This is a genomic window from Lactovum miscens, assembly GCF_014202895.1.
GTDB classification, from domain to species: Bacteria; Bacillota; Bacilli; order Lactobacillales; family Streptococcaceae; genus Lactovum; species Lactovum miscens.
The window spans coordinates 43524-58505 of record NZ_JACHHV010000005.1; the positions used below are offsets into that span (position 1 = coordinate 43524).

The following is a 14982-nucleotide window of genomic DNA, read 5'->3' on the forward strand; positions in this document are numbered from 1 at the left end:
CTTAATGACTCAGAAGGGGAGGGGTCATTTTTGACCTGGACGGTTGGGGTTGTGTCTTTTTTACATTAGGTTTTGACGTTTCTAGAGACTTTTTATTTGCTTCTACAAGTCGCTCTTCAAATTTGTTTTTTGGATTTTCAAGACCGTAAACTTTATTCAAAGAAGCCTCTAATTTATCAATCGTTATCTGAGCTTGTGTTGTAATAGTTTCCAGTGACTTCTCAAAATTATCAAGTGACTGGCCATCTAAAACTGTCCAAGAAGAAAGATATGCAAAGGAATAAGAGCTGGTATCAATGCCTAAGTAGTTACTGACCACATAAGCAACCGACTCCGCTTCAAATTCTTGGCGTGCATAAATAGCATCTCCAAACGTTGCATCTGACCCTTCATGAATAGAGGCATGAGTGATCTCATGAATCAAGGTCTTTAACGTCATTTCCTCACCCATGCCTTGCTGAAGAACAATTCGCTTGTCTTTCAAGTCATAATAGCCGTTGGCCCCACCTGGAAAATCTTCGAGAGATACTTTAACGGGTGATACCTCACAAAGCCCCTTGTAGAGTTTTAGAAACCTTTGAGGGTCTTCTAAATTTTTTGTAAGTTCATAAATCTGTTTTGGAAGTTCTTCACCGTTCGTCTGACTTACATCAAAGACGGGAGTTAAAAAGAAGTAAGTTTCTTTTTTGGGTTTTCCTTCAGCATCGAGGACAGGCTTCCCGTCCTTATCTTTTTTGATCACTTGAGTTGGGGCATAGACATAAAGTGCTTTTGAGCCTTTGTTTACCTTACGGCCTAAGCCATTCCATTTTTTCATCCCAGCCACATGACTGACTTCAGGATTTTGTATCAAAAGAAGGCGATTATTCTTTGAAGAATACTTATGAAATTTTGAAATAAACTTCAAATAGTCCTTAAAGTTATCACTCTTCAGATAATCTTGAATACCTGTCTTCAGGTGTTGAGACAAGCCTTTGTAATCCTTGTTTTTAATGAGTTCATTGACAGAAATATTAAGATTTTCCATGTTTACTGCACCTTTACTAATGGCCCAGTCTTTAAATTCTCCTACAAAACCTGTATCCTTTTGATAAGCTTCATAAACAAATTGATCCAGGGACTTTCCTTGACGTGTTGTTTCGTCTAGTGCTTCCCATTCATCAATGAGTTGGTCATATTCACTTCTTTGTGCCATTGTATTTCCTTTCGTTAGTGGCTTTAAAAATTCAGGGATAGAAATATCACTCTGGTGCATCGTTTCTATTTCCTTTTGTTCAAATTCTTCAGAACGCCACATCTTATTAATGTTTTCAGGATTATGCCAATCTCGAAATTTAAACTTGTAATTTGCATTTATCCCTAAGTCTAAGGTTGCTTCTAAGGAAGGGCTTAAGCCTTTGTGGGTTTCCGCAGTGAGTAAAACAATATCTTGAGCCTCTAAAATTTTCTTAGCTTCTACGGACCGTATTTCGGCTGAATAAACGAAGTTCCCATACTCCATAGCAATTAGAGGAGATTGAGTCCAATACATGCCTTTTCCGAAAGCCGTCGCCTGTATTGTCTTTATTGACTTAATCCACTTGTCAGCCGTTTTTTGATCATCGGCTATCACCCCTCGATAAATTTTCATCGTATCTTTGTTTACCTCTTGTCTTTCGTTGTGATTTAAAAAGCCAACATTTTCCTGTAGAATGTTGGCTCTGTTATCTAATATTGGGTGTTGTTCGTTCGATTTTCCCTTAATTTTCTGTATCCCTTCAGGGAATAAGGGAACTGTTGACCAAAGAAAGTCTTTTGAATCATTGGGAAATTGTTCTACCCTTAAGACGTAATTTTCAAACTCCTTTTTAATTTGATTTTGCATTGAAAAAATTAGATTAGACTGTTTCTTTGGCAAAGTATTGTTTATTTCAATGACTGAGGCTACAGGAACATAGATTGCTTTCTGAAAATCTAGCCCAGGGTGTTTAAAATGTGGATTCTTTGTTTCAAAGGGCGTATCAAAATAGGCACCTCGTGGTTTTTTCCTTAAATTGGCACGTAAAGGAATGTACCAATTTTCGTCTGCATCGTAGAGTCCAACATAGCCTCTTGTTGCTTTTTCCATTAATTCGTCACTTCCAGTGCGTGCGACAGTTTCAGCTATAAATTTTTGGTCTATTGTGACTAGCTTGTAATTTGACAACGACATCTCCTTGAGCTATAATTTATTTAAGAGAGAAGTACACGCAAGCTAGGCGGTTAACGTAGCTCATTAGGGAAGGCTTCTTTCTTTTTTTTGTACAAAAAATCAACCAAGTTTGATGTTTGATTTATTTTTGAGGGTCTGATTCACGTTTTGAGACGCTTTTAATGAAGAGGTAGGTAATTTATCCAATCTCTTCTCAAAAGCGTTTTTTGGTGCTTTTTTTGGCGACTTTACCACCTTTAATGTTTCATTCCAATCTGCTTTGACTTGACCCTCCAAAAGTTTTGGAATATGCGAAACCACGGGGATTTTTGTAATATTAAAGTCATCCACAAAATCCTTACCAGCTTGTGTGATCACTCCTGTTTTAGCATCTGTCTTTATTTCGTCATTGTCGACGGCCAGAATGATTTTTATGGATTGAGTCGGCTGAATAGATTCTTCAATCGTATCCAGGACTTTATCTTTCATATTTTCAGGAGACTTTGTCTGAAGCTCATTTGCTAAGAGCGTTGAAATGTTACCTTTTCTTAAGCCATTCATCGAAGTCAAAACAGCATCACCTATCTTTTCTTTAAACAGCTCATAATAGCTCATGAGGTCAATAGGAGATTCTGCTCCAGCAATGACTAAAGGCCTTTCAGAGGATATTTCAGAAGGCTTAGGAGGATTTCCTACTCTCACTGTCATACCATAGAAGCCATTTCCAAGCGTCCGCTTCAGATGTTCTCGTTTGCCATGAGTTTCATTTCGCCAGATTCCTTGTACTGTAATTCCCTGAAGCTTTCCTTTGTTATCAAAAGCTTTAAACACAACCACAGGCTCCGTCTTTCCTGTAGCTGTATCTTTAAAGCTTGATTGTGTTATCAAACCCTGAGAGTGGAAAAAGTCAATCGTTTCATCAGAAAGCCCTCGTTCCTGCTTCAGATAATTCCTGGCCAGATCAAAAGTTTTATGGTCCGTCAAGAAATAATGGAAGTCTTTTCTTTCAGTCTGTGAGCGCCCAGTATAGCGGCTCACATCAATACCTGTCAGAAATTTAAGAGCTTCTTTGCGCTCACACTCTTTGATGAGTTCAACAAGCTGAATTGGTCCGCCACCAATTCTTCGAGAGTTCCAATAAAAATAATTTTTCTCAACATTGAACTTTAAACTGTCGTGTTCTGACCAATAATAAGTTCCTGATTTATGAACAACATCCATTCCGAGCTTTTCAGCAACCTCAAGAATGTTTTTACTTATTGCTTCATCAAGCAGCTTTTGGCGATCCGCATGAGACCTCAACGAGCGTTGAGGAGGACGTGTATATTGCATATTCCTTTCCTTTCAATTAAAAAAGTAGAAAAGTGGTAATTTCTACTTTTCTACTTTTTTTATATTTACGCTACCTCTTGCGAAATAGCTCCGTGGTCAATCAAATTTTCAGGCTTGACCTTACTCAATATCTCTTCTTCTTCGGTCATAAAGTATCTGTACTGGTACCATTTAGGGTCTGATACATCACTGGCTAATAAGGCACCATTGGGATGTTCAAAGACATTGTATTTTTTATCCCTGAAGACATTCTCGCCGGCAATAAATAAAAGGGCATCTCCACCCCCTAGACGGCCAATTTCATCTTGAGTAAACAAATCACGAGGTTGTTTTTGCCTGCTTTCAGAGCTTCCGCCACGTCCACCTTTAGTCAGACTTTGATTCTTTATCGAAATTGTTTGTTTACCTGCACGTTGTGAGAGCCACTTCGTGGTTTCCTGTTCATCTCCACCTAAGAAGAGAACCGTATCACAACTATTGGCTAACGTCGCCCAGCCATGCGGATACATGGTTTTTAATTGATCCAGGGCTTGTAACAAGATGACAATTGACATATCACGGCTTCGGAAGACAGCTAACATTTTATCGATGTTTGGCAACTTTCCAATGTTCGCAAATTCATCAAGCAAGAAACGAACGTGAAGTAATTTTTTACCTTCAGGAAGCTTAATTTCCCCAGACTTGATCTTATCTGCTTTGTTTTTTAGCACTTCTGTAATTGTGGAGACAAAGATTGCTGCTATGAAGTTATAGTCATCTGAGGTATCAGGTATCTCTATAAACACGGCCGTCTTATCTTCGTTCCAGGTCTCAATATTCATGTTATCTTCACGAATCATATTTACGACTTGTTCATGGTCAAAGACAGAGAAACGAGCCGCCACAATAGCCAATACACTCATTCTGGTTTCAGCTTCAAAAAGGCTATTAAAGAGTGACCATTGTCGGTAAGCATAGTTATTAGGAAGGATAAGATTTTGTTCTTCAAACCATTCTTCTACTGGCGATGCCGACTTTGGATTGTCTCGCTTGATGTGACGTAACATATCACCAATCATGCCAATATGAGGAAGATAATTATTTTGTTTACCGTCAAACCAAAGATAAGCAATTAGGGCACGACTTAAGAGTGCTTCTGCCATTGCCCAAAAATCTTCTCCTTTTTGGCCGCCTTTTTTTGTGGATTCGGTGATAGCAGAAAGCACTCGATCAAGGTCCAATTCTGTATAAATGTACTTGAAAACGTTAAACTGGTTGCTATTCCACAAGTTCACCAGGTCAAATACTTTAAGTTGGAACCCGTCATCTTCAAGCATCTTTCCAAGTTCGTGTACCAACAATGACTTGGATTCTGTCACCACATAAGTCGCATTTCTCTGCATGATATTAGGCTTTACAAAAGTGTGCGTCTTCCCAGAACCTGGCCCGCCTATGACCAAGGTATTTTTATTTTTCACATAATCATTAAGAATGGCTTTACATTTAAATAATCCCATCCTTGAATGCTGCGTAAACAAGATGTTATTCAAAAAATCTGGATCTGCATAACGTTCTATTTCTTTTTCTGTAGCTAACCTTGCCGAGCCATGTTCCTCATCATTCCGATAAATTCCATGATCATTGTTATAGAAGTAGGCCAGAAAGCCACAGGCACCAGCCACAAGAGCAAGCATCAAAGCAATAAAATTAGGAAGAATGAAAAATTTAATAACATTCTGGCTAAAATAAAAAGAGACATCTCCACTGATTAGAAAGGTCTCCTTACTTGCAATATTGTATCCTGGTAAATTTGTTAGAAAATTACCTAACCAATAACTCAAAACAAATAAAATAGCGGCCAAAATGAAATAGGGCCGCATTTTCTTTTTTTTAACTTGCATAACTTAAGCCCTTTCTTTTTTGGACTTCGTCTGCATCTGTCTGTTCAAGTTCCCTTTATATTTCATTTTTTGTGCCTCTTCAAGGCGTTCTTCAAAGGTCACTTTTCCAGACTTTCTAAGAATCCGACGAGCAAATTGATTAGGATTCGTCGCAACATTTATGAAAAATTTATCAAGAGCCTCATTTGCGGACTTTTGCTCATTAAATCGGTAATAAAAATTATAACCGCCTTCAACCTTTGTAAAGGAAAAAGTAATACCACTTTCTTTCAGGTAATCTTTCATAAGTCCTAGGTCCACCTTTTGATTCAACCACGTTTTTGTCACATCATCGTGTCGGCCGAGCAATCGGAAAACGTGAACTTCGCCTTTTAAAGGGGACACTTTGTCAAAAAGGGGATTGAGTTTATCAAGCGACAACTGAGACAGAGAGTATAAGACCTGGCTCAGTTTTGGTATGCCGTAGATAAAGAATTTATCAATGATTGCTTTATCATCTAGTTCCATCAAATATCTCCTCTATTTCTATTGAATTTTCATATCCATCAGAGCCTTTTCACGGTAAGACTTCAGTTCTTGATCAAGCTGCTCCACCTGGTATTGTACCCTAGCCGCAACTTCATTTTGAATTTTTTGAGTATATTTTTTAACGATTTCTAATCTTTTATCTAAAGAAATGGCTTCAAATTTCTCATTTGTTTCAGCCTGCTTGCGTTTAAAGTCTTCACTTAAAGTGTTAAGTTCCTTCTGTTTATTTTGGGAAAGAAGCATTTCAACTTCCCCAAGTTCCCGCCTTTTTAAACTCTCAAGTTCTTCAGACACCTGAAGTTCAATATCACTTTTTGTCATGAAATTCTGGGATGTAGGTCCTTGACTTACAACAAGGCTTGTTTCTACTTTAGTTTCCTCAATCACCTGTTTTTCTTTGATCACGGGGCTTTCCTGAAGAGGCTGGGTCTTTTGATTGTTAACGAGACTCACTAAATTTCTCACGTCTCTTACGAGGCTATCAACTTCCGCAAACTTTTCAGGCATGGGTAAAGAAGAAATTTCTTGACTTACTGGCAGAGCTTCAGCTGATTTCACTTCATAAATAGGAGTTTCAACGGCCGTAGCTACTTCCTTATTCTTAATTACAAGTGACTCTTCAGGTGTGGGCTCAGGAACTTCAGTTGGCTCTTGAGGGGCTTCTTGCAGCTTCCCACAATGATTACAAAAGCGAGATTTGGGTTCAATCTGCTCACCGCAGAACAGACAGAAAGCTTGAGAAACGGAAGGAATAACTGGTGCTTCTTCTTTTTCAGGTGTCCATCTTCCAATGTTCGCAAATTCATCAAGCAAGAAACGAGCGTGTTCCTTCTCTTCAATCTTCTCTTCATCCTTCTCCCAAAAATTAGGAGCTGGTGGAAAATCATCATTGTATGTTGTTTTATGAGTCTGAACAGGTTCAACTGGGTCACTGTATGTTTCCAAAACTTCGTGTCTTGGAAACTGTTCCGTTTGGATTTCTTCAAGCAGTGACGGGTCAAAAGGAACCGCTGCCTTCGTGTAAAAATTTACAAGTAAATTTTCAAAATAGGCTTCATTCTGAAGAATTGGTAGCTTTATATTTTGAGCATAAATGGCTTTATCATTTAGATATTTTACCAGGGTTGCTGAGCCTTCTTCATGTTGCGCCTGAAGTCCTTTATTTTCACCAATAATAAAATTAATTAGGTCATCCGCATTTTTAATGGCATCCACGTTCATATTCTGAACGTTGAGCATTTCATAGCGATATCTTTTTTTACTTAACAGGCTCATTTGCTACTCCTTCAGCTTCCGTGTTTATAGGCACAGAAAACACATTGCCTAATAGCTTCTCTAGGTCTGTAATCGTCATTCCCTTATCGACGAGCATGGCCGTAATAATTTCTGAGTTAACGGCCTGAAGTGCTTGTTGCTTCTTTTTAAGCAAAAGCTGTGAATTTTGAATGGCCGCTTCAGTTTTCTCAATCTCTTGATTGAGCCGATCTCGACGTTTCGTTAAATCATCAAATTTTGTCATTGTTATTCTCCTGAAAATTGTGCCTGGCACAATTTTACTGTATTTTAATTGCTGGAAGAGCTAGGATAGCTATTCTGACTGGTTGAGTTTGGAAGTGTCAACGTCACGTTTTCTAGGTTATTCACCAGGTACTTATTCCCTTCCTTCTGGAAAGTTAGACGAATCGTTTGGCTACTGGTCTGGTCATATCCCGTGCTCAAATCACCTTTATTAACTAATTGCGTGTTTTTATAATTTACCACGCAAATGGCCGTCAAGTCTTTCGCATCAATGTAGTTAACCGAGCTATTAAAGACCTGGTTAACAATGTAGCCCTTGTAAGCCTGATTAACAGGCTGGTTTTCGGATTTCGTAGCTTGTGTAAACATAGTATCTGTCATGAGGGGTTTATAACGGTTGCTGTTCTCGCCAATGTCCTTCTTAGTGTAATAGGCGATTAAAAATTGATTGACCGTAGCTTCATTTAGGGCTTGTGTAGAAGGAGACGTCACAAGTTTTGTACTGGCTTTTTTTGTCACGGCTTTTTGGCCGAGATGACCCATGCTATAGCCAAAGCCTAAGCCAAGTAACAAGATAAGAATTGCACCAGATACCAGGGCAAAAGTTTTATATTTTTGAATTTTTTCGTTGTTATACATAGATAAATAGAAAAAGTAGAAAAGTATACTTTTCTACTTTTTGAATCCTTTCGTTTTATTTTGAAACATGAATAAAGGTAACTTCCTGAGCCGTCGATGCTGGAAGAACACGCCATTCATAAGAATTAGAGGTACCAGCACTTTCTTCACTCACGACGTATGAACCGTCTGGATTGACAAATTCTACAATCGCCACATGACCATACTGATCTCCTGAAGCAAAGGGATTACTGTAACTTGAAGCAATATCTCCTGCTTGAGGCGTATGAGAAACGGTTGCACCAGGGATGGCCATATAATGTCCTGCCCATTGGCCGCCATTTCCCATGGCTGAAGTTGATGGAACAGGAATGCCCAACTGGCGTGCACGGTTAAAGGCATAAAAGACACATTGCCAGGTTGGGGATGTATTTCCAGGATAAGGATTTCCAGAGATCACTTCGTCACTTGGTAAGGAACCTAAAGTGGCTTGAACCCGATCTTTATATTCTTGGAAGACAGCATCTCCTGAAGTTACTTGACCTGCTTCTTTAGAAGTGAAATAGTTGTACCAATTTTGTGCATCGGTGACACGTAACTGAACTTTATTTCCAGGGTTTCCTTCCCAGTTGTTCAAGAAGTAAACTGTCAGGCCTGCTACCGTTGAATCTACCTGAGCACTTGCTGTGTTTCTAACTACAACTTGTGCACCTGGTACATCTCCATTGAGCATGAAGTCCATCTGAAGCTCTGCATCATACCATTTTTTACCTTTCGCAGACGCATAGTTAAGTAACATGGTGTGTCGGGTTCCCCCGTCAGAGGTATCCGTCCATTGGCCATAACCTAAACCTCGATGCACAATATTAGGATAATCCCCATTGTATATATCAGGTCCGCCCATGGCCAGCCAAGCTGGATCGTCCCATGAACTGTCTGTCGCACCTACTGGAGGCGCTAAATAATCCCCTTCAGCTCTTTTAGAGTCTATCGAGCTCTCAACTTGGAGATTGCCTAAGATGGCGCAAATTCCAGCTTTGGTATAACCTAGCTTAGAAAAATAATCATAGAAGGCTTGTGCACGGCTGGCCATGGCTGCATCAGGATTAAATTTATCTGAAGCCAACGTCGTAAATTGTGTATAAGTTACAGCTGGAAAGTAAAAGCCAGGATTCACTGTCTTGTAAGTTTTTGAAGAACTGTCATAGACTTCATAACGGATGGATAAGTTATTCCCTGTCGCTTGACCTAACAAACTACCTTCTGGCACGACCTCGCCACCCCAAAAGCGTGAAGTCGTCACACCTGACAGTGTGAGGCGTGCTTGCTTATCATTTAAAAGAGTTAAAGAACTGTCTGAATTGATTGATTCAATCGTGCCAGTCATGGGAGCGACAATCGTTTGGCCTAGCATGACGGGAGTCTCAATGCTGTTATTCAATTGGATTTTACCATCCACATTTTCATCCCCATAACGTCTTGTAATAATAAGATTTGTCGTCCCGTAAGGAAAGGAGAGCTGATGGTCAAGTTCCTGGTAACCAATCTGATTAATTCGGTCATTCAAGTCACTTAAATCATCTGAATCGATATAATAATCAGAGCTTTTATCCTTTTCAAGGCTGGATAAATTCGTGATTTTATAATCAGGTGAAGCACCATTAATGGCTCCCCAAAGAGTCGTAACATAATCCTGATAAGTCTTATTAGAGTTACTGGAACTTGCTGGAAGGTTATCTGTGATAGTGTAATCGTCAAACTGATTATTCATGAAGTACATGATATTATCTATTGGAGTAAAAAAACTGTTACCTGAATCGGAATGTTCGGCATCAAGCTTTGTCATCTCGGTCCAAGAATCCGACAATTGAAAATCATCTTGTTTGATAGGCGCCTGTGACATCAAACTAATTGTACTGAACATCATAAACATTAAGATAGCAACAAAAAACAAGTAGGTAAAAGGGTTCGTTAAAATAACTTTTAAAAGCAGTCCCTTTTTTTCGTTTCCCATTAAAAGAGCTCGAAAATAAGATAATCCTTCTTCAGCTTTTTTGGATTCTCTTGCAGCCTTGAAGCGCATCTGAGCGTTTCTAAGATTTTTGGCCAATTGTTTTCGGCCATTTCCCTTGAATTCTTCAGGAGTACGTACAAATCCTCGACCTCTTATGTAGTTGTAACTTCGATTGACAGCCCCATATGAATGTCGGCCGCCACTTGACACAAATTTTACGGAGTGTTTCGTAAAGCTTTTTGCAATACGATAGTGCATTTTAGCTTGACGGTAATTTCCATGTTGACGCATCCCTTCCTGAAGAATGTCCTCACCACCAAAGGTTTTGTTCATGATGGCACTTTTAGCACGCCACCGAAGTTGTTGTTTACCAAGCATGGCAAGGCGTGAGGCACCTTGAAATGATTTTTGACTGATATCAGCCTGTCCTTCTATTGAAGGAGTTTCTTCAGTTTTCGCTTCTGGGGTTTCCTCAGCTCCCTCTAAGGGTCCTTTCTTAAAGTTTGGTTTCTTTTCACTCATACAACGCTCTGTGCGTCCGTATTCATCAGCTCAAACAATTCTGTATGAATTGGAATCGGATTTTCGAATGGCACAATCACCCCTCCTGCTGAGATAAGTCCCGTGCCTTGTGGAACTTTTTCATCAACAAACTTAATCAAGCTTGGTGTGAGCTTAATTACTTCGCTTAAACGATTGATGTCAACAATCTTTTGCCGCAAAAGAATAAGAAACTCACTATTTGAAATCATTTTTTTACCTGACTCATTATTGAGCAAAGTAGAGACGTTTTGGGTAATACCCGTTGGAATGGCACCATATTTACGGACACGGGACCAAAGTTGTGTGAACCACTGGGCATTTTCTTCTGTGTCGAAATTGAGTTGTAATTCATCAAAATAGAGATAAGTCAACAGCTTGTTTTGATAGGTCACAACTTGTTTCCATATCTGGTCAAGAATCACTTTCATTGCAAATTGTTTCAGTTTAGGGTCCAATTTCTTAATATTGAAGACAATAAAACGGGCATTTAAATCAACATTGGTTGCGTGCGCAAATATATCTTGACTACCTACAGCATAAGGCTCAACCTTCAGCGCTAAATCTTTTGCGGTCTGTTCGGGTTGTTCTTTCAAGAGCTTGAACCAATCCACCAAAGTTGGACCCTTCTCCTGTCCTTCAAAATCTGTATAAACTTGACGGGTAATACGGTCTACTATAGCAGCTTCAGAGTCTGAGAAACTTTTTAACAAAGACTCAAAGAGACTTGAAAGTAAGTTGGCTTTTTCCTTGACCAAATCCACATTGCGGTCTTCATCATCTAAGAGATTTTCGTCGGGCAAATCTAAGAGATTGAGGTGGTGTGAGGTACCCGTTGAAATATCTAAAACTTGGCCACCAAAGCGTTTCGCAATTGGCGTATATTCGCCTTCAGGGTCTACAATGACGATACGACGACCAGGATATTTAAGTAAATTCATAATAATTTCCCACTTAACGGTCATACCTTTACCTGATCCTGATGAACCAACGACAATTCCTGAAGGTGTAATTAAGTCCCTTACTCGATCAATGGTAATCAGACTGTGTGTCAGCTGATTTTTCCCATAAACTTGGCCAGTTGGACTTTGTAGTTCGACGTTACTGTAAGGAATTTGACTTGCAATATTTGTCGTGGTCATATCCCGCATGTAATTCATTTCCACATCTAAATAGGGCTTCCCAATAGGCAAAATGGTATTAAGGGCCTCTTCATGATATTGTTCTACCTCGTCAAAGTCCACCTGCCAAGTATTACCTGCATCTTTAATCAGCTTTGTGTATTCTGTAAGCTTTTCAAGGCTTTCAGCAGTGAAATAAACAGCAAATATGCCTGAAAAAAGCTTTTGACCCTCTTCTCGAAACTCATCTAGATAACCTTTAGTAGATGCCGCTATTTCAGCTGCTTCTCCTGAGATCATATCTTCCCCAATCCCATCTTTAAAGTTACGCTTTTGTTGTTTCTGAATTTCCGACTTATTTAAGGTTTGAATCGTCTGGATAGTCTTCCTGGCATCAATCATGTTATAAGGTTTAGCGTGTATCGAAATAGCACATTCAACACCTGTGTTACAGACTTCCTTGATAAGCTTATCCTCAAGAAACTTAGGATACTGGCGGATGTAGAGTACCTTAGAAAAAAGCTCCCCCACTTTAAAATAATCCTTACTTCGAGGAAATTTAAAGTGATTGGGAACAATGAACTCTTTACTGGTTAAACCTGTAACGGCCAAGTCTTGGTAAGTGGTAATGAAATAACGATTCGGCCGTAGAAGCTTTGCAAAAACGCTTAGACGCTCAATCCCATCTAGTGTTTTCAACTTTAAAGGCACGTTGTTTTTTTCGTGACGATTTTCGAAGTTTTTCCCGATCACGTTCAGATCATGATTTGCTTGGTCCCTGGTATGTGATTGGGTGGTAAAAATTGCATATTTACGTACTTCAAAGTTCTTGTCGTCCTTCTCAAAGTCCTTTTCGGCTTTTTGATTCATTTCCTCTCGAAAATTATCAAAACCGTCACCTTGGTAGGGCAAGCGTACGTCTTTCAAAATGTGACTCTTAACCCGTTGGTTAAGGACCAACAATTGATAACGAGATTTTATATCCAATGCATTAAGTGCTTCAGCATAGCCAATTCCTACATTTTCCTGTTCTTCTTGCGTAGAAATTTCGTAGTCGATGTCGCTCAATTGATACATTTTAGAATACTCATTATCAACAATGTGCATGAGTCCATTTTCAAATTGACTGGTATATTTAATGTTTTTAGAAGCTGAAGGGTTGGCTTGTTGTTTCACCCTTTGACTAGTTTTAATTGATGTTGTCTGTTTCTTTGACAGACGCTTGTTGCGTAAATTCAAAAGACTCATACCTCCTTATTTGTCCTGTTTGATAGTAACTGTCTTCTTCCATGAAATAAAGCTCGATACGTCGCCTAGTCGTCTTCCATTTGTTGGTTAACAACAAGAAAGGATAACCACCCAAAACGATTCCTGTTGGAAAAACAACCACATAGAAAAGCCAGGTTGGTAAAAAAAACACCTCTAAGCTTAGAGGTATTAGTGCAAGACCTAAGAGCGTATAGGCCATTAATTTTCTCTTGGAAATTCTTAGAATCTTGTTTTCGACCTTGGAAAGGTCTCGATGAAACTGTGAACTTATTGCCATTACATTGCCCCCAAAATTCGCTTCGCTAGATTCTGACTCCCTAATAAGACAATAATCAGAATAACCATTTTCACAATGACCTGGACAAGCACAGAAATGTCTTGGAAAAACTGAGAAAGTCCACTGACGTTCATTGAAAGAAGGTCAGAGGTCATGAAGGAAGGAAAAATTGCTAATACCAGTAACATCACTCCAGCTTGAAGCACAATGGCGCCAAATTGTTTTAAAAAGCCAATAGCTGTGCTTCTCATTTCATCATTCATGAAGAACACAATGATGATTGGTGCTATGGCTTTATACAGATATAGTTGAACGGAACGCATGAACACAAGAATTTGAGCAATCCATTGTGCCAACCAACTCACCATTTGTGCCACTAGTTCAACAATGGCAAAAAGTCCCTTTTCAATAAAATTCATTCCTGTGGTTGTGCCATTAAAGGTATCTAATGCATAATTAATGGTGGTGTGCCCTGCTATTAATCTCACCACTTGAGCGCCTAGCCAGGCAATTCCATCAATCAGTTGGTCTGAGAACATGACCAAAATCCAAGCAAAGAGATATTTCAGCGCAATTTCTGCCAACACCTCAATCGTAAGCCCTCCACCGTCTTGATCCAACTTCTTATATGTCCCAGAAAGTTCAATCAGGAAAAGGATTGTCAAGCCAGCCAGTGCCAGCACTCGTAATGCACTGGCAACCGCTGTGACCATTTGGTTTACCGTTGGATTGTAATCATTCAGACCTTTAGTCAACTGTGAAATTAAGGTTTGTGATATATCCATTGGACCTCACGCTTACCCTGTAATTGCGGATAGTTGTGAGACGGCATAGGCCACGGCACCAGCAATAATGACTACAAAAACACCATTGATAATCATACCTTGCACAGCTTTATCCACCGTTCTTGCATCATCTTCGGCCATGCCTGCTCGAAGTCGATTAAAGTTCATGATAAACATGAAAATTGCCGCAACACCCATTGCTGAGCCGATAACTGTTAAAATTTTTGTTAATTGATCCATTATTTACACCCTTTTTCTTTCTGCTTTTGCTTATTCTTCGTCAAAATCGTCTTCTTGGTCGAAACCTTCAAATTCATCCTGGTTCAAGAAGAAGGCAATTTTATTTTCCGTTTTTCCTTTATAGCGTCTTTCTTTGATCTCAATATAGACCTCTTTCCCTTTCAAAAAGTTTGCGGTTTCTTCATTGTAGTCAAAATCTATTTGAGGAATTTCAACCCCGTTATCTTCTATACTTGCCAATAGATAGTTAAGCAAACTTGCTGTATGTTCTTGGCCAAAGGTTAAATTGTAGAAGCCACTGGCATCGCCATCACCGACAACTCGTAAGACAAACATTGGAAAGCCTTTTGAACTTTCATCGAGCGTAACATTTTTAATTTCAGCTTTATGAACGCCAACTTCAAAGGGGAAAAACTCTTTAGCTGCCCGAACTTCTTTAGGGCGTTGATATTCGTAACTCATTTTTATTCTCTCTTTCTTATTCTAAAAGTAGTAATTTCTACTTTTCTTCTTTTCTACTTTTTAACAAGAACAACTTCAGCCTTTTTCAATTATTAACTGAAATCGTTCTATTAATTTGTTTATCACTTCACGCCATCTGAGATTTTTAGCTCGTTCTTGCTGTAGTAACTTTTCTGTTTTACGAAGTTTGCTTTGTAATTGTGCAATCTGCACATCTCTTTTACTCAT

The 14982-nt window shown here is 39.1% G+C and carries 14 protein-coding genes; all 14 read right to left on the reverse strand.

All coding sequences use genetic code 11. The annotated features are described in order from the left end of the window. Position 1: 1 nt before the first annotated feature. A complete protein-coding gene (locus HNQ37_RS02245) occupies positions 2 to 2185 on the reverse strand; it encodes an ArdC-like ssDNA-binding domain-containing protein (protein WP_183538923.1) in 2184 nt (727 codons plus the stop codon). A gap of 105 nt (positions 2186 to 2290) precedes the next feature. Continuing rightward, positions 2291 to 3502 (reverse strand): DUF3991 domain-containing protein, encoded by a 1212-nt coding sequence (locus HNQ37_RS02250; protein WP_183538925.1) that lies wholly within the window; start codon positions 3500 to 3502, stop codon positions 2291 to 2293. A gap of 65 nt (positions 3503 to 3567) precedes the next feature. Further along, positions 3568 to 5382 carry a VirD4-like conjugal transfer protein, CD1115 family gene (locus HNQ37_RS02255; protein WP_183538927.1) on the reverse strand — a complete coding sequence of 605 codons (1815 nt, stop codon included), beginning with the start codon at positions 5380 to 5382 and terminating at the stop codon, positions 3568 to 3570. 3 nt (positions 5383 to 5385) lie between these two features. Then, positions 5386 to 5889, reverse strand: coding sequence for a DUF3801 domain-containing protein (locus HNQ37_RS02260; RefSeq protein ID WP_183538929.1), 504 nt, complete (start codon positions 5887 to 5889; stop codon positions 5386 to 5388). Positions 5890 to 5907: 18 nt separating this feature from the next. Beyond that, a complete protein-coding gene (locus HNQ37_RS02265; protein ID WP_183538931.1) occupies positions 5908 to 7185 on the reverse strand; it encodes a zinc ribbon domain-containing protein in 1278 nt (425 codons plus the stop codon). Then, positions 7169 to 7429, reverse strand: coding sequence for a hypothetical protein (locus HNQ37_RS02270; protein ID WP_183538933.1), 261 nt, complete (start codon positions 7427 to 7429; stop codon positions 7169 to 7171). The genes HNQ37_RS02265 and HNQ37_RS02270 overlap by 17 nt, the downstream gene beginning before the upstream one ends. A gap of 44 nt (positions 7430 to 7473) precedes the next feature. Beyond that, on the reverse strand, positions 7474 to 8067 hold the full coding sequence (locus HNQ37_RS02275) for a hypothetical protein (RefSeq protein ID WP_183538935.1): 594 nt from the start codon (positions 8065 to 8067) through the stop codon (positions 7474 to 7476). A 55-nt stretch (positions 8068 to 8122) separates the two neighbouring features. Continuing rightward, positions 8123 to 10582 carry a phage tail tip lysozyme gene (locus tag HNQ37_RS02280; RefSeq protein ID WP_183538936.1) on the reverse strand — a complete coding sequence of 820 codons (2460 nt, stop codon included), beginning with the start codon at positions 10580 to 10582 and terminating at the stop codon, positions 8123 to 8125. Beyond that, a complete protein-coding gene (locus HNQ37_RS02285) occupies positions 10579 to 12969 on the reverse strand; it encodes a VirB4-like conjugal transfer ATPase, CD1110 family (protein WP_425486319.1) in 2391 nt (796 codons plus the stop codon). Before HNQ37_RS02285 ends, HNQ37_RS02280 begins: the two co-directional genes overlap by 4 nt. Beyond that, positions 12911 to 13189: a PrgI family protein gene (locus HNQ37_RS02290; RefSeq protein ID WP_246415565.1), complete on the reverse strand. Its 279-nt coding sequence runs from the start codon at positions 13187 to 13189 to the stop codon at positions 12911 to 12913. Before HNQ37_RS02290 ends, HNQ37_RS02285 begins: the two co-directional genes overlap by 59 nt. 77 nt (positions 13190 to 13266) lie before the next feature. Then, on the reverse strand, positions 13267 to 14052 hold the full coding sequence (locus tag HNQ37_RS02295) for a hypothetical protein (RefSeq protein ID WP_183538942.1): 786 nt from the start codon (positions 14050 to 14052) through the stop codon (positions 13267 to 13269). A 12-nt stretch (positions 14053 to 14064) separates the two neighbouring features. Next, on the reverse strand, positions 14065 to 14292 hold the full coding sequence (locus HNQ37_RS02300) for a hypothetical protein (protein WP_183538944.1): 228 nt from the start codon (positions 14290 to 14292) through the stop codon (positions 14065 to 14067). 30 nt (positions 14293 to 14322) lie between these two features. Beyond that, positions 14323 to 14754: a type III secretion system protein PrgE gene (locus tag HNQ37_RS02305; RefSeq protein WP_183538946.1), complete on the reverse strand. Its 432-nt coding sequence runs from the start codon at positions 14752 to 14754 to the stop codon at positions 14323 to 14325. 75 nt (positions 14755 to 14829) lie between these two features. After that, positions 14830 to 14982, reverse strand: coding sequence for a hypothetical protein (locus HNQ37_RS02310; RefSeq protein WP_183538948.1), 153 nt, complete (start codon positions 14980 to 14982; stop codon positions 14830 to 14832).

Coding starts and splice junctions, on each gene's coding strand:
- HNQ37_RS02250 (WP_183538925.1), bottom strand. CDS start 3,502: ATGCAATATACACGTCCTCCTCAACGCTCGTTGAGGTCTCATGCGGAT.
- HNQ37_RS02255 (WP_183538927.1), bottom strand. CDS start 5,382: ATGCAAGTTAAAAAAAAGAAAATGCGGCCCTATTTCATTTTGGCCGCT.
- HNQ37_RS02260 (WP_183538929.1), bottom strand. CDS start 5,889: ATGGAACTAGATGATAAAGCAATCATTGATAAATTCTTTATCTACGGC.
- HNQ37_RS02265 (WP_183538931.1), bottom strand. CDS start 7,185: ATGAGCCTGTTAAGTAAAAAAAGATATCGCTATGAAATGCTCAACGTT.
- HNQ37_RS02270 (WP_183538933.1), bottom strand. CDS start 7,429: ATGACAAAATTTGATGATTTAACGAAACGTCGAGATCGGCTCAATCAA.
- HNQ37_RS02275 (WP_183538935.1), bottom strand. CDS start 8,067: ATGTATAACAACGAAAAAATTCAAAAATATAAAACTTTTGCCCTGGTA.
- HNQ37_RS02280 (WP_183538936.1), bottom strand. CDS start 10,582: ATGAGTGAAAAGAAACCAAACTTTAAGAAAGGACCCTTAGAGGGAGCT.
- HNQ37_RS02285 (WP_425486319.1), bottom strand. CDS start 12,969: ATGAGTCTTTTGAATTTACGCAACAAGCGTCTGTCAAAGAAACAGACA.
- HNQ37_RS02290 (WP_246415565.1), bottom strand. CDS start 13,189: ATGGCCTATACGCTCTTAGGTCTTGCACTAATACCTCTAAGCTTAGAG.
- HNQ37_RS02295 (WP_183538942.1), bottom strand. CDS start 14,052: ATGGATATATCACAAACCTTAATTTCACAGTTGACTAAAGGTCTGAAT.
- HNQ37_RS02300 (WP_183538944.1), bottom strand. CDS start 14,292: ATGGATCAATTAACAAAAATTTTAACAGTTATCGGCTCAGCAATGGGT.
- HNQ37_RS02305 (WP_183538946.1), bottom strand. CDS start 14,754: ATGAGTTACGAATATCAACGCCCTAAAGAAGTTCGGGCAGCTAAAGAG.
- HNQ37_RS02310 (WP_183538948.1), bottom strand. CDS start 14,982: ATGAGTAAAAGAGATGTGCAGATTGCACAATTACAAAGCAAACTTCGT.